This is a genomic window from Arthrobacter sp. CAN_A2, from assembly GCF_015752045.1.
In the GTDB taxonomy this organism is placed as follows: Bacteria; Actinomycetota; Actinomycetes; order Actinomycetales; family Micrococcaceae; genus Arthrobacter_D.
On sequence record NZ_JADOUS010000059.1, the window covers coordinates 1 to 1660 of the forward strand.

Consider the following 1660-nt stretch of genomic DNA (forward strand, 5'->3'; position numbering starts at 1 on the left):
ACTCGTCCGTGTAATTTTTCCTTGCCATGTCTTGGATTCTCGCTTCCCCAGCATCGTGCTGGAATCAGCGTGTCCAAGATCCGGGGTCAAGCCCCTAACCTTCCCGCCGGCACACCCGGCAGGAACGCACCACCGAAAGGCCCCGGACCTCGCGCCCGGGGCCTTCCTCCCTTCTAACTTTCCATCAGCATCAGCAGCGCTGAGGATCGGTATGAGAGCAAGCATCGGTCCAATCGTCGCTATTGAAAGGCACCCGCCCCGCGGGCGTGGCCGACGCGGTCTGGCGCAACAAACCCTAGCGACCACCACCGCCCCGGCGCACCCAATCCCGCTCCCGCTCCCGGCACCACCTAAGTATTCTTCGGCCTAACTCCTGCCGCGTGACCCCGACTCGCGGGCGTCGGCGCGCCGTGGCCAGATAGCTCCGGGGAGTCCTCTACGCTCATTTCCGGTGCAGGTCTCAAGTACGGGTCTCAGGTACAGGGTGAAGTAATGGGGTTGATGGTGAACGGTCCGGGCCGGCGCGCCGTACTTATGGCTGGAGCGGCTTTCGCCCTCGCCGGGTGCACCGCCGGCGACAGTGCGGCAGGTCTACTGCATTCGGGCCCCACCGGTCACGTCTCCAATGGAACCGGCGGCCGCATACCAAATTCCTCCGCATCCGCATCCGCATCCGCGTCAGCGTCTGCCTCTGATGCTTTGCGGCCGATCTCTACGAGGGCTTCCGGGCAAGTGACACCGACCCGCGACGAGGTCATTACCCGGTTTGCCGGGCAGACCCCGACATACTGGGGACTCGAAGCACCCCGAGTCCTCACTCACCTGCCCCAAAACACCGCAGGAGTCGCAGGAGTCGCATTGACCCTGGATTTTTGCGGTGGCGCTGGAGGCGCGGGTGCCGACAGCACCATCATCGACCTGCTGCGCCGGTTGCAGATCCCGGCGACCCTGTTCCTCAACGGACGCTGGATCACCGCGAATCCCACACTGGCGCAGGACCTGGCCGCCGATGCCCTGTTCGAGATCGCGAACCACGGAACGAACCACTACCCGCTCAGCGTCAGCGGTGCCGCCGCCTACGGGATCTCCGGAACCGAAGGAGCCGGCAGCGTCTATGACGAGATCATGATCAACAACGCGCGCCTGACGGAGTTGACCGGCGCACGCCCCCGGTTCTTCCGGCCCGGCACCGCCTACCTGGATGATGTGGCCGCCGCGATCTGCGTGGCCCTGGATCTGACTCCGACCGGGTTCAGCCTCAACGCCGACGCCGGGGCCACCTACCCCGCAGTGACGGTTGCAGCCGAAACCGCCGTGGCGGTGCCCGGGAACATCATCATCGCCCACGGCAACCACCCCGCATCCGGGACGGGTCCGGGCCTGGCCCGAGCCCTTCCCTACCTTCTGGCCGAAGGCAGGACCTTCACCACCCTCAGCGCCGCCATCGCCCCGTAACACCTACGCCCACACCTACACCTCTCAAGAAGACCACCCCCTTGAAGCCACGGGGCCCGCAGGGTCCACACCATGGAGGCAGAAACCGAGGAGCGTTCAGTGAGGGATCCTAGCCTCGATCTTTCATGAGGCGGTTTCGTTGGTGTGATCGGGGCTTACTGGCTGCCTGATGTGTTTGATTCTGGCAGGTGGGTGTGACGATTCT

At 64.8% G+C, this 1660-nt stretch carries 1 protein-coding gene; it reads left to right on the forward strand.

The annotated features are described in order from the left end of the window. Nucleotides 1-858: 858 nt before the first annotated feature. On the forward strand, nucleotides 859-1455 hold the full coding sequence (locus tag IWX63_RS16905) for a polysaccharide deacetylase family protein (RefSeq protein WP_334685959.1): 597 nt from the start codon (nucleotides 859-861) through the stop codon (nucleotides 1453-1455). Nucleotides 1456-1660 lie beyond the last annotated feature (205 nt).